Origin of the sequence: Phytohabitans maris (genome assembly GCF_031085175.1) — a bacterium.
GTDB classification, from domain to species: domain Bacteria; phylum Actinomycetota; class Actinomycetes; order Mycobacteriales; family Micromonosporaceae; genus Phytohabitans; species Phytohabitans maris.
This window is the reverse complement of record NZ_JAVHUY010000011.1, coordinates 121,025-133,043: the sequence shown is the minus strand read 5'-3', so window position 1 is coordinate 133,043 and position 12,019 is coordinate 121,025. Positions and strand designations below refer to the sequence as shown.

Below are 12,019 nucleotides of genomic sequence, written 5' to 3'. Positions count from 1 at the left end.
CGCTGTGCGATGTCTGAGTGACTCCACGTGAAACGGTCCTCACACTTCGCGCGTCACCACGTCCTCTGGTGGCGCGCGGAGCGGAAACGGACGTCAGCTGAGGAGGCGCAGATGACGGTGCCGGGCTACCGAAACGTGCCCGCCGAAGAATGGGATCCGGCCGCGCCGGCGGATCCCGCGGAAGCCGAGGAGTTTCTCCGGCTCTGCTATAGCGAAGTGTCCAGGCTCGGCCCGGTGGAGCCCCGGCTCGCTGTCGTCCGCGCACAGATCGCCGCCACGGGGACGTACGTTCACACGACCGACGAGCTCGTCTGGGGCGCGAAGGTCGCCTGGCGCAACGCGAGCCGGTGCATCGGGCGCCTGTACTGGCGCAGTCTCACCGTGCTCGACCGGCGCCGTGCCCACAGCGCCAAGGAAATCTTCTCGCTCCTGGTCCGGCACCTGCACGTCGCCGGCGGCGGGAGCGCCATCCGCCCGGTCATCTCGATCTTCGCGCCGGCCAAGCCGGGGCGCCCGTACGCCCGGGTGTGGAACGAACAGCTCATCCGCTACGCCGGCTACCGCACCGAGGACGGCGTCGTCGGCGACCCCCGGTACGTCCCCTTCACCGACGCCATGCGCGCGATGGGGTGGCGCGGTCGGGGTGGCCAGTTCGACGTCCTGCCCGTCGTCGTGGAGGCGCCGGGCGAGGGCCCACGCCTCTTCGAGCTGCCCGAACAGGCCGTGGTCGAGGTGCCGATCGGGCACCCCGAGCTGGGCTGGTTCGAGCGGCTCGGGCTGCGGTGGCACGCCATCCCGGCCATCTCCAACATGCGGCTGCGGATCGGCGGCGTCGACTACCCGCTCGCCCCGTTCAACGGCTGGTACATGGGCACCGAGATCGGCGCCCGCAACCTCGCCGACCCGGACCGGTACAACCTCCTGCCCGTGGTGGCTCGCGGGCTCGGCCTGGACACGTCGCGCGAGGCGACGCTGTGGCGGGACCGCGCCCTGGTGGAGCTCAACCGGGCGGTGCTCTGGTCGTTCGACCGGGCCGGCATGAAGATCACCGACCACCACACCGAGTCCGAGCGCTTCCTCGCGCACATGCGCAACGAGGAGCGGGCCGGGCGGCCGGTGCCGGCGGACTGGACCTGGATCGTGCCGCCGATGTCCGGCGGCGCCACGCCGGTCTTCCACCGGTACTACCACGAGGCCGACCAGCGCCCGAACTTCTACCTCGACGCCGAGGCGATGGCGCTGGCCAAGGGAGCGGGTGTGCGTCCCGCCCTGGAAGCCACGCCCCTGGTACCGGCTGCCTGAAGTTTTCTTTCAGTTAGACATCGAGCTATTGAAAGTTCCATGCGAGATCGGGTTGACTACGCGACATGCGGAGCGCAGCCGTTCTCGTCCTGGTCTCGATCCTGGGTCTGCCGGCGCCGGCGGTGGCCGCTCCCGTGGCCGCCCCGGCGCCCCCGGTCGCCTTGGCCTCGTTGGGCGCGGCGCCGGCCGCCTCGGGTGGGGCGCCGGCCTCCTTGGCCTCCCTGCGCGCGGCGCCGGCCGCCTTGGATGCGACGCAAGCCGCCTTGGGTGCGGTGCAGGCCGCCTCGGCCGCGGGGCCGGCCTCCCTGGGTGGGGCGCAGGTCGACGCCTTCGACGACATCGAGACCGGCAAGCGCACCCGCCCGGTCGCGCCCGGGCTGACGCTGACCTCATTCGACCGCTACCACGCCGCCGGCTGGCTGCGCGCCGACGCGCTCACCGCCGACCTCTCCGGCAAGCTGAGCGTCGACTACGTCAACTCCGGCGCGGTCGCCAGGACCGAGCCGCTGCGCGCGGCCGCCGACCGCACGCGCGCGGTGGCCGCGGTCAACGGTGACTTCTTCGACATCAACGCCTCCGGCGCCGCGCAGGGCATCGGCATCCAGAGTGGACGGCTGATCCAGTCGCCGGTGCAGGGGAGCGTCAACGCCGTGGGCATCACGCCGGGCGGCGTCGGCAAGGTGGTCGAGGTCCACTTCGACGGTACGGCCGCGCTGCCTGGTGGCACGCGGGTGGCGCTGACCCAGTTCAACAACCTGGTGCAGCCGGGCGGCGTGGGCGTGTTCACGGCGCTCTGGGGCTCGTACGACCGGCGGCGGGCGGTCGAGGGCGCGGCCCGGGTCACCGAGGTCACGCTGAGCGGCGGCTCAGTGGTATCGGTGTCCGGCGGGCCCGGCAGCGGCCCGATCCCGGCCGGCACGACGGTGCTGCTCGGCCGGGACGCCGGTGCCGACGCGCTCGCCGGGCTCCAGCCGGGGGACGCGGTCGACGTGTCGTACGCGCCCCGCTCGTCCGATGGCGGCCCGCTCAAGGCGGCCGTGGGTGGGCGCCAGGTGCTCGTCAAAGACGGTGTGCCGCAGGACATCGGCGACGTCACGCCCGAGCCGCGCACCGCCGTCGGCTTCTCCCGGGACGGCCGCCGCATGTACCTGCTGACCGTCGACGGCCGCCAGGCGGACAGCCGCGGCGTCACGCTCACCGAGCTCGGCCGCCTCATGGCGGAGCTGGGCGCGCACAACGCGCTCAACCTCGACGGCGGCGGATCGTCCACTTTGCTCGCTCGCGAGCCGGGGCAGGCCGCCGTGCGGGTGGAAAACAGCCCGTCCGACGGCTCCGAACGCCCCGTGCCCAACGGCCTCGCCCTCTACGCCGCCCCCGGCTCCGGCCGGCTCGCCGGCTTCTGGGTGGAGACGGCCGCCGAACCCGTCGCGGCCCCGGGCACCGACCCGGTCCGCGGCGGTCACCCGGACCGGGTCTTCCCGGGACTCACCCGCCGCCTGACGGCGGCCGGCTACGACGAGACCTATGGACCCGCATCGGGTACGCCGTCGTGGCGCGCCAGTCGTGGGTCCGTGAGCCGCGACGGTGTCTTCCGTGCGGGGCCGCCCGGCACGGCGACCGTCACCGCCGCGAAGGGCCGCGCCTCCGGCGACATCGCGTTGCGGGTGCTCGGCCCGCTGGAGCGGATCGACGCGACCTCCGCGCGGCTCGGGCTGGCGGCGCTCGGCTCCGGCACGCTCGGCGTGGTCGGGTACGACGCGGAGGGCAACAGCGCTCCGATCGAGCCGGCCGACGTGCGCCTCGACTACGACCGCTCGCTGCTCGACGTCTCGGCCACCGGTGACGGCTCGTTCGCCGTACGCGCCAAGAAGGACGTCGGCGCCGGGCTCGTCACGTTCCACGTCGGACGCTCCACTGTGGCCGTACCGGTGACGGTGGGGCTGGAGGACGTGCCGGTCGCGATGTTCGAAGAGGACGCGGCGAGCTGGAAGTTCAGCCACGCCCGCGCCGCCGGTTCGGTCGCCCCGGCGCCCGGGCACACCGGCACCGGCCTCAGGCTCTCGTACGACTTCAGCCTCTCCACGGGCACCCGCGCCGCGTACGCCGACCCGCCGGCCTGGATCCCCGTGGCGGGGCAGCCGCAGGCGTTCGGCATGTGGATATACGGCAACGGCAAGGGCGAGTGGGCCCGCCTGCACCTGCACGACGCCCTCGACCAGCAGCACGTGCTGAGCGGCCCGCTGGTCACCTGGACCGGCTGGCGGTACGTGGAGATGGCCGTGCCCGCCGGCGTCCAGTACCCGGTGCGGGTGCGCCGCTTCTACGTGGCCGAGACCCGCCCCGACGCCCAGTACACCAGCGAGATCCTGGTGGACGACATCGTCGCCAAAGTCCCGCCCAGCGTGGCCCAACCAGCGGTACCCCTCCGCACCGACCGCGTCGTCGTCAGGGATGGCACAGTGGACGGTGCACAGTGGCGGTTCGCGGTGCTGTCGGACGCGCAGTTCGTCGCCGCCGCGCCGGACAGCGACCTGGTCGCCCAGGCCCGCCGTACGCTCCGCGAGGTCAAGGCGGCCCGGCCGGACTTCCTGGTCGTCAACGGCGACCTGGTCGACACCGCCACCGAGGCGGACTTCGCGCTCGCCAAGCGGATCCTGGACGAGGAGCTCGGCGGCGAGCTGCCGTACTACTACGTGCCCGGCAACCACGAGATCATGGGCGCGCCGATCGCCAACTTCCAGGCGGTGTTCGGCGCCACGTCCCGCGTCTTCGACCACCGGGGCGTACGGTTCGTCACGCTCGACTCCTCCACCGGCACCCTGCGCGGCGGCGGCTTCGAGCAGGTCAAGCTGCTGCGGCAGGCGCTGGACTCGGCGCGGACCGACCGGCGCGTGAGGTCGGTCGTCGTCCTCCACCACCACCCGCCCCGCGATCCCACGCCGGCCAAGGCGAGCCAGCTCGGCGACCGCAAGGAGGCCGCGCTGGTGGAGCAGTGGCTGGGCGACTTCGAGCGCCGGTCCGGCAAGAGCGCGCTCTTCGTCGGCGCGCACGTGGGCACGTTCCACGCCGACCGGGTCGACGGCGTCCCGTACGTCGTCAACGGCAACTCCGGCAAGGCCCCGTCGTCCGCCCCGCACCTGGGTGGCTTCACCGGCTGGACCCACTTCGGCGTCGACCCGCGCGGCGAGATCGTGGCGGAGACCCAGGCACACGTGGACTCGCTCGCGGTCACCGCCCCGGCCACGGCACCGCGCGGCACGCCGGTCGAGGTGACGGCGGTGCTGACCCAGAGCGGCCGGGAGGTGCCGGTGGCGCCGCCGGTGAGCGCCGACTGGAGCGCGTCCCCGTCGGTCCACATCGGATCCGCGGCGGGGCTGCGTCCGTGGCACGTGGCCTGGTTCGACCCGTCGACGGGCAAGCTGGTCGCCCTGCGTTCGGGTGGCTCGGTGGTGCTGGCCGTGACGGTGAACGGCGTCACCGCCCGCGCGACCGCCCCCCGCCCCGCCCCCCCCCGCCGTGATCCACGCCCCCCCCTCGTCGCTAGACCGGCATGAGGGGAGCTTCGATCACGGACGTGGGGGTGCTCAGAAGTCGCCTTCGGCGACCTGGAAGACGGTCAGGCCCAGCTCGCGCCACATCCTGACCACCTGCATGCGGTCGTCGAAGACGCCGACGACGTGGTAGCGGTCGCGGACCTCGCGTTCGAAGATCTCGCGCTTGACGACGGCGTCGCGGCGGGAGTCGTAGATGTCGCGCATGTAGAGCGCCTCGTACGGGACGCCGACGTGGCGGTCGAGCCACTCCTCGGTCGCCGCGCGGGCGGACTCGTCGCGCCCGGTGCAGTACACGATGGCGTGGCCGGCCGCGTGCATGGCGCGGACCGCGGCGATCACCGCGCGGTGCGGCTGGTCCTCGCCGACCCGGCGCATGTCGTACGGGCTGCGGTCGCCCATCAGCGCCACCGTGCCGTCGATGTCGACCAGGACGATCTTCGGCGCGCCCGGTGGCGGGTCGTACACGACGGCGGGGTGGCCGGGAGCGACGTCCGGCACCGGGAGGGGCAGCGTGCGGCCGGCGAGGTAGCGCTCGTACATGCTTCGGATCGCGTCCTCGCCGACCCGCTCGGACTCGGGGCGGTCGGCGTCGCGGCGTACGCACTCGTCGACCGGTACGTCGGTGAAGTCATGCACCTCGAACGTCGCACCGTGCCGCGCCGCCAGCTGCGCCCACTCGCGTACCAGGCGGGAGGAGAGGTTGGTGTCGTCGACGCAGACGTCGGCGCGGATCCGGAGCAGCGCCTCGACCTGCGCCCGCTGTACGACCGTGACCTGCCCCTCGGCCCAGGTGGTGTAGAGCCGGTCGCCGTGGAGCATGCGCCGCAGGTCGTCACGGTTGACCCGGACCACGCCCGGCTGGAGTTTTCGGGCGAACGTGGTCTTACCGGACGCGGGCAGGCCTCGCGTGATGATCAAACGCGGCATCGTCTACAAGCATGCCAGCCCGGCCGTCTCCCGGGCCGGCGCCGCGACACCGGCCCGGGAATGACACCCGGCATCCCCGCGTTCAACCGATCGGCCAGGCATGGCACACTGGTCAATCGGCCAAGGTTCCGGTTCACGCCGGAGCGGGCCGCCCTCAGGCGGCGGTCCGTGACGATGGCGACCCGGCGACCATTTACGAAAGGACCGAGGCGACATGAAGCCCGACATCCACCCGCAGTACGTGGTGACCGAGGTCACCTGTTCCTGCGGCAACACCTTCACCACCCGCAGCACGGCGAAGAACGGTCAGATCCACGTCGAGACCTGCAGCGCCTGCCACCCGTTCTACACGGGCAAGCAGCGCGTGCTCGACACCGCCGGCCGGGTCGCGAAGTTCCAGCAGAAGTACGCGAAGGCCGCCGCCAAGAAGGCCAAGTAGCTACCCCGACGGCGCCCGTCCCTCGTTCGCGAGGGCGGGCGCCGTTCGCATGTACTCACCGATCCCGAGGGGTAGGCATCTGATGAGCACCGATCGCCTGAGCGGACTGCTGGACGAGTACGCCGAGCTGGAGAAGCGGCTCGCCGACCCGTCCATCCACGCCGACCAGGCCACGGCCCGTCGGGTGGGCCGGCGCTTCGCCGAGCTCGCCCCGCTGCACAAGGCGGCCGGCGAGCTGGAGCAGGCGCGTGCCGACCTTTCGGCGGCCCGCGAGCTGGTGGCCGAAGACCCCTCGTTCGCGACCGAGGCCGACGCGATCGCGGCCCGGCTGCCGGTCCTGGAGGAGCGGCTCGCCGAGCTGCTCATCCCGCGCGACCCGCACGACGCCAAGGACGTGATCCTGGAGATCAAGGCGGGGGAGGGCGGCGAGGAGTCCGCCCTGTTCGCCGGCGACCTGCTCCGCATGTACCAGCGGTACGCGGAGCGGCGCGGCTGGGTCACCGAGGTGATCGAGGCTCAGGACTCGGACCTCGGCGGCGTCAAGGACGTGTCGCTGGCGGTCAAGACCAAGGGGGTGCCCGAGGGCGGCAACGGCGTCTGGTCGCGGCTGAAGTGGGAGGGTGGCGTCCACCGCGTGCAGCGGGTACCGGTCACCGAGTCGCAGGGGCGGATCCACACCAGCGCGGCCGGCGTGCTGGTACTCCCCGAGGCCGAGGAGGTCGACGTCTCGATCGACCCCAACGACCTGCGGATCGACGTCTTCCGCTCGTCCGGCCCGGGTGGGCAGTCGGTCAACACCACCGACTCCGCCGTCCGGATCACCCACCTGCCCACCGGCATCGTGGTCTCCTGCCAGAACGAGAAGAGCCAGCTGCAAAACCGCGAGCAGGCGATGCGGATCCTGCGGGCCCGGCTGCTCGCCGCCGCCCAGGAGGAGGCCGACGCGGCCGCCTCGGACGCGCGCCGCTCGCAGGTGCGCACCGTCGACCGGTCGGAGCGGATCCGCACGTACAACTTCCCGCAGAACCGGATCACCGACCACCGGATCGGCTACACCGCGTACAACCTGGACCTGGTGCTGGCCGGCGACATGGACGGCGTCCTGGAGGCGCTCACCGAGGCCGACCGGCAGGCCCGCCTGGCGGGAGACACGGAGCTGAAGCGGAGCTGATGCCGCGGGTGAGCGCCGATCACGGCTCAGGAAGCGACGGGCTGGGGGCGGGCGCCGGGCTTGGCGCGGAGCATCGCGCGGTCGGCGAGCTCGAACGCGGTGCCGAGCGCCTCGCGCAGGTTGGCTGCGGCGCTGACCTCGGCGAACCCGACGCTGACGCCCACCGGCGTGCCGGGCACGAGCGACTCCCAGTCTTCCGCCTCGACGGCCGTGCCGATCCGGCGGCCCACCTCGGCCGCCTCGGCCATGCCGGCGCCGGGCAGCACGACCACGAACTCGTCGCCGCCGTACCGCGCGACGAAGTCACCGCGGCGCATGACCCTGTTGATCACGCCGGCGATGCGCTGGAGCACCAGGTCGCCGGAGAGGTGGCCGTGCGCGGTGTTGACCGCCTTGAAGCCGTCGAGGTCGCAGACGCCGACCGTGGCCCGCTCGCCCCGGGCCACCATCGCCGCGACGTACCGCTCCAGGTGGCGGCGGTTGGCCAGGCCGGTGAGCGGGTCGGTGAGCGCCTCGTCCTGGTAGCGGGAGACCGAGCGGCGCATGTCTTCGTGGTCGAGCCGGGCGGCGATGCCCTCGACGTACACGTCGCGGAGGCGGTCGCTGCGCTGCGCGGCCAGCCGGAACGCGTGCCGGTCGGCCCGGTGCGCGGCCGCGTGGTCGCCGGCCCGCGCGTACGTGAGGCTGCGCAGCCGGGCGTGCTCGGCCGCGCCCAGCGTCTCGCTCGACACGGCCACCGTCTCCAGCCGGGTGAGTGCCTCGATCGGCCGCCCCGACGCCATCGCGAGGCAGACCTCGCCGAGCATGCGCAGGTCGCGGGCGCGGGCCCCGTCGCCGCCGTCGGCCAGCAGTCGGGCGGCCTGTCGGGAGGACTCGGGCGGCTCGCCCAGCGCGGCGCGGCGGGCGATCGCGTACCCGTACGCCGCGCGGCCGCTCGGCCGGAGCTTGGCCCCGCCGTTGTCGTCGAGAAAGCGCTCCGCGTCGGCGGTGATGTCACGCAGGACCCGCAGGCAGCCGTCGGTGTCGCCGTTGTGGTCGAGCGCCACCGCGTTGCGCAGCCGGATGCCGGGCGCGGCGAACGTCTCGGGCGTCACCTCCGCGGCCGCCGCCACCTGGCGCGCCTTTTCGATCGCGCCCAGGGCGTGGCCGTGGAAGCCGAGGTACGAGTACGCCATCGCCAGGTCGTTCCACGCGACGGCGGTGTCCCAGTCGAGGTCTTCGACGGTGGCCATGGCGCGGGCGCTGTGCACCAGGTGGGTCACGCACCGCTCCAGCGCACCCTGGTGCTGGGCGGCGAGCGCGGCGAGGGCGTGCAGGTTGCCGAGCAGGAGTGGCTCGGCGAGGTCGCGGATCGCGTCGAAGGCCATCTGGACCGCCACGTTGTACTCCGCGGTGCGGCCGAGGTTTATCAAGGCGGCGACGCGCTGCACGAGGGCGTCCGCCCGGGTGAACGGGTCGTCGGTCGTGGCCAGGATCTGGTCGAGCAGGACGCACGCCTCCGCCGAGCGGCTGCTTTCCTGCAGCTTACGGGCCTTTTGGAGCGTTTCGGCCTGATCGGTGACCCGGTCGAGCCAACTCACTCAAGCCTCCTAACCCCCGGAAGACCCCCGGCGTACCCCCGGGTCGCCACACCGACCCGCTATCCAATGATTATCTCGTGACGGGCGATATGGAACACCCCATCGAAGGGACGGACCGGACGCGGGCGTTGCAGGCGGTGTCGTACGCCACAAACGTGCTGTCCAAGGCAGGTATGCCATCGGCGAGAGTCGATGCAGAAATCCTTGCCTCCCATGTGCTCGGCGTGCCTCGTGGGCGATTGGCGCTGATAGATGGGTTTACGGCCGCCAAGCTCGGGGAGTTCGACGCTCTGGTGGCCCGGCGGGCGGCCGGCGAGCCGGTACAGCACCTGGTCGGCAGCGCGGGGTTCCGCCACCTGGACCTGGCGGTGGGGCCCGGTGTCTTCGTCCCGCGGCCGGAGACCGAGCTTCTGGCCGGCTGGGCGATCACTTTGATAACGCCCGGTACGACCGTGGTCGACCTCTGTGCCGGCTCGGGTGCGATCGCGCTCGCGGTGGCGGGCGAGGTGCCCGGCGCCCGGGTGTACGCCGTCGAGCGCTCGCCCGCCGCCCTGCCCTGGCTGCGCCGCAACGCCGAGGCGCGGGCGGCCGCCGGCGACACCCCGATCCACGTGGTGGAGGGGGACGTCACCGACCCGGCCGTGCTCGCCGACCTCGACGGCACGGTGGACGCGGTGCTCTGCAACCCGCCGTACGTGCCAGCCGGCGCGCCGGTACCCGCTGATGTCGCCGACCACGACCCGCGGGACGCGGTCTTCGCCGGCGCCGACGGCCTCGCGGTGATCCGGCCGGTGATCGGGCGGGCCGCGGCGCTGCTCCGCCCGGGCGGGGTTTTCGCGGTGGAGCACGACGATTCGCAGGGCGTCGCGGTGCCCGCGTTGCTCCGCGCGGACAGCCGCTTCACTGACATCGAAGATCATCATGATCTAGCTGGCCGGCCGCGGTACGCGACCGCCGTTCACGTGGCAGACTGCACACCGTGATGCTCTACGACTGCCGGTTGGTGGCCGACCGCGACCGAGGCATCGCCGCGGCGATCGAGGCGGTCAAGAACGGCGAGCTGGTCGTGCTCCCGACCGACACGGTCTACGGGATCGGCGCGGACGCCTTCACGCCATACGCGGTGACCGCCCTGCGCGACGCCAAGGGCCCCGAGCCGCAGGCACCGCCGCCGGTGCTGGTCGGCTCCCGCCACACGCTCGACGGCCTGGTCTTCATGCTCCCCAAGCTCGCCCGCGACCTGGCCGACGCGTTCTGGCCGGGCGCGCTCACGATCATCGTCGAGCACGCGCCGAGCCTCCAGTGGGACCTCGGCGAGACCGGCGGCACGGTCGCGGTGCGGATGCCGCTGCACCCGGTGGCGCTCGAGGTGCTCCGCGAGACCGGCCCGATGGCCGTCTCGTCGGCCAACAAGCTCGGCCAGCCGGCGGCCAAGACCGCCGAGGAGGCCCGCGAGCAGCTTGGGTACGCGGTGCGGATCTACCTGGAGGCGGGCGCCTCGCTCGACCCGGAGCCCAGCTCGATCGTCGACCTGACCGGTGACGTGCCCCGCGTGCTGCGCAACGGCGCGATCCCGTTCGAAAAGATCCGCGACGTCGTGCCCGACATCGTTGGCCCGGAAGAGGCCGGCGACCGCCGGTCCGAGAAGCGGAGCGACGAGGGCGGCGGGAGCCGGCCTCCGGGCCGAAGCGGGAGCGGAGCGAGCGCCAGCCAGCAGAGCCCGGACGCGGAGTCCTGACGTGCCGCCGTTCACCGTCCTGCACGTGTGCATGGGCAACATCTGCCGTTCCCCGATGGCCGAGCGGCTGCTCGACCGGGCGGTGCGCGAGCGGCTGGCCAAGGCGGGCCCGACGCCGCCGGCCGAGGAGATGCTGCACAGCCACAGCGCCGGCACCGGCGGCTGGCACGCCGGCGAGGAGATGAACCCGCCGGCCGCGCGCCAGGTGCGGGCCCGCGGCGCAGACCCCAACGGGTTTCTCGCGCGCAAGCTCCGCTCCGACCTGATCGACGCCGCCGACCTCGTCCTCACGGCAACGGCCGACCAGCAGGAGTACGTGGTGGCGCTGCGCCCCGACGCGGCGGCCCGCACGTTCGTGCTGGGCGAGTTCGGCCGGCTGCTCGGCACCGTCGACCTCTCCGCGCTGCCGCCCGGCGGCGTCACCCCCGACGCCGTGTACAACCGCGGGGTGGCCCTGGTCGAGGCGGTCAACGCGGCCCGGGGCAGTTCGCCGCCGGTCGCCTCGGACGACCTCGACGACCCGTGGGGCCGCGGCGACCAGGCGTTCACCCGGGTGGCGGACGAGATCGAAGACACCGTCGACCCGCTCGCCCGCGCCCTCATGCCCGAGGCCGTCTCGTGACGCGGTTCCACTTCCTGGCGCCGTCCGCGCACTCCGGGCTGCTCCGGCTCGCCGACGCCGAGTTCGTGGCCGGGCGGCTGCGCGACGGCGGCCTGGCCGTGCTCCCCACCGAGACCGGATACCTGCTCGCCGCGCTGGCCACCTCGCTGCCGGCCCTGCGCACGGCGTTCGACGTCAAGGAGCGCGACCGCGCGCACGCCATGCACGTGGCCTGCGCCTCGATCGGCATGGCCTCCCGGTACGCGCGGCTCTCGCCGGCCGCCCGCCAGCTGATGGGCGCGTTCACGCCGGGGCCGCTGACCGTCGTGGTACCGCAGACCGGCGCGCTGCCGGACGAAATGGTCACGCTGGGCGGGACGGTCGGGATCCGGGTGCCGGACCACGCCGCCACGCTCCAGGTGATCGCCACGCTCGACGCGCCGATCACCGCGACCAGCCTCAACCGCTCCGGCGAGGAGACCCGCCCGTTCGACCGCGACCTGCTCGACGAGCTGCCCTGGGGCGACGTGCGCGACGTACCGGTGGTGGAGGACAAGAGCGCCGTGCGGTACGCGGCGGCGTCGACGCTCGTCCGCCTGACCGGTCCGGCGCCCGAGGTGCTCCGCGAGGGCCCGGTCACCGCCGAGGAGATCGCCGCTTCGCTGTGATCAAAGCTCCCCTCAAGTCGTTCCAACGACTTGAGGGGA

General features: G+C 73.2%; 9 protein-coding genes and 1 pseudogene. 8 read left to right on the top strand and 2 right to left on the bottom strand.

Annotation, left to right across the window (positions count from 1 at the left end; translation table 11 throughout):
- Window positions 1-111 precede the first annotated feature (111 nt).
- Window positions 112-1,302, top strand: coding sequence for a nitric oxide synthase oxygenase (locus RB614_RS14030; protein WP_308712906.1), 1,191 nt, complete (start codon window positions 112-114; stop codon window positions 1,300-1,302).
- Between the two features lie 65 nt (window positions 1,303-1,367).
- Window positions 1,368-4,856, top strand: a complete 3,489-nt coding sequence (locus RB614_RS14025; RefSeq protein WP_308712905.1) for a phosphodiester glycosidase family protein — start codon at window positions 1,368-1,370, stop codon at window positions 4,854-4,856.
- A 30-nt stretch (window positions 4,857-4,886) separates the two neighbouring features.
- Here the strand turns inward: RB614_RS14025 and RB614_RS14020 are convergent, their stop codons facing one another.
- On the bottom strand, window positions 4,887-5,783 hold the full coding sequence (locus tag RB614_RS14020) for a phosphatase domain-containing protein (protein WP_308712904.1): 897 nt from the start codon (window positions 5,781-5,783) through the stop codon (window positions 4,887-4,889).
- A 214-nt stretch (window positions 5,784-5,997) separates the two neighbouring features.
- Here RB614_RS14020 and rpmE point away from each other — a divergent pair, with 214 nt between their 5' ends.
- Both rpmE and prfA read left to right on the top strand, forming a co-directional pair.
- The gene (gene rpmE, locus RB614_RS14015; protein ID WP_308712903.1) at window positions 5,998-6,222 is read left to right on the top strand and encodes a 50S ribosomal protein L31; all 225 of its coding nucleotides are present in this window, start codon (window positions 5,998-6,000) and stop codon (window positions 6,220-6,222) included.
- An 82-nt stretch (window positions 6,223-6,304) separates the two neighbouring features.
- On the top strand, window positions 6,305-7,393 hold the full coding sequence (gene prfA / locus RB614_RS14010) for a peptide chain release factor 1 (protein ID WP_308712902.1): 1,089 nt from the start codon (window positions 6,305-6,307) through the stop codon (window positions 7,391-7,393).
- Window positions 7,394-7,419: 26 nt separating this feature from the next.
- Here the strand turns inward: prfA and RB614_RS14005 are convergent, their stop codons facing one another.
- Complete coding sequence (locus RB614_RS14005) at window positions 7,420-8,973, bottom strand: GGDEF domain-containing protein (RefSeq protein WP_308712901.1); 1,554 nt, start codon at window positions 8,971-8,973, stop codon at window positions 7,420-7,422.
- Window positions 8,974-9,062: 89 nt separating this feature from the next.
- Here RB614_RS14005 and prmC point away from each other — a divergent pair, with 89 nt between their 5' ends.
- The 4 genes and pseudogenes from prmC to RB614_RS13985 all read left to right on the top strand — a co-directional run bounded on the left by prmC (window position 9,063) and on the right by RB614_RS13985 (window position 11,980).
- Window positions 9,063-9,956, top strand: a complete 894-nt coding sequence (prmC, locus tag RB614_RS14000; RefSeq protein ID WP_428983005.1) for a peptide chain release factor N(5)-glutamine methyltransferase — start codon at window positions 9,063-9,065, stop codon at window positions 9,954-9,956.
- Window positions 9,956-10,585, top strand: a pseudogene (locus tag RB614_RS13995) (L-threonylcarbamoyladenylate synthase); the annotation flags it as partial. The gene prmC and the pseudogene RB614_RS13995, both read left to right, overlap by 1 nt.
- Window positions 10,586-10,712: 127 nt before the next feature.
- Window positions 10,713-11,333, top strand: coding sequence for an arsenate reductase/protein-tyrosine-phosphatase family protein (locus RB614_RS13990; RefSeq protein WP_308712899.1), 621 nt, complete (start codon window positions 10,713-10,715; stop codon window positions 11,331-11,333).
- Window positions 11,330-11,980 (top strand): L-threonylcarbamoyladenylate synthase, encoded by a 651-nt coding sequence (locus RB614_RS13985; RefSeq protein WP_308712898.1) that lies wholly within the window; start codon window positions 11,330-11,332, stop codon window positions 11,978-11,980. The genes RB614_RS13990 and RB614_RS13985 overlap by 4 nt, the downstream gene beginning before the upstream one ends.
- Window positions 11,981-12,019: the final 39 nt, after the last annotated feature.